This is a genomic window from Actinoplanes sp. NPDC051494, assembly GCF_044454705.1.
Lineage (GTDB): Bacteria > Actinomycetota > Actinomycetes > Mycobacteriales > Micromonosporaceae > Actinoplanes.
Map to the genome: position 1 here is coordinate 311,236 of NZ_JBITDZ010000006.1, position 690 is coordinate 311,925.

Below are 690 nucleotides of genomic sequence, written 5' to 3' on the forward strand. Positions count from 1 at the left end.
CAGACCACCAGTGATGGTGCGTCGTTTGACCGTTTCACGGCGGATGGTAAGCCGACGCATGGGACGGTTCCTGGTTCTGATGGTCAGCCGGCGCAGGAAGTGTCGATTGCGTATGGCGGTGACGGTTCGAGCACGTGGTCTTATGCGGATGGGACCAAGGTCGATCGTAATGCTGCCGGTGATGTAACGCATCAGACCACCAGTGATGGTGCGTCGTTCGACCGGTTCACGGCGGATGGTAAGCCGACGCATGGGACGGTTCCTGGTTCTGATGGTCAGCCGGCGCAGCAGGTGGATATTGCGTATGGCGGTGACGGTTCCAGCACGTGGAAGTATGCCGATGGGACCAAGGTCGATCGGAATGCTGCTGGTGACGTCACGCATCAGACTACGGCTCAGGGTGCGGAGTTCGATAAGTTTACCGCTGATGGTAAACCGACTCACGGCACGGTTCCTGGTTCTGATGGGCAGCCGGCTCAGCAGGTCGATATTGCTTATAAGGGTGACGGGTCGAGTACCTGGTCATACGGTGATGGTTCAAAGGTCGATCGTAATGCGGAAGGTGCCGTTGTTCGGCAGACGACCGCGGACGGCACGGTTTTTGATCAGTTCAATGCTGCGGGTAAGCCGACGCATGGGACTGTGGCGGGTCAGGATGGTCAGCCGGCTCAGCAGGTCGACATTCATTAC

General features: G+C 58.3%; 1 protein-coding gene. It reads left to right on the forward strand.

Annotated elements, in window-relative coordinates; genetic code table 11:
- Window positions 1-690: hypothetical protein (locus tag ACIA6A_RS22850; RefSeq protein ID WP_396099825.1), on the forward strand; the 690-nt coding region annotated here is incomplete at both ends.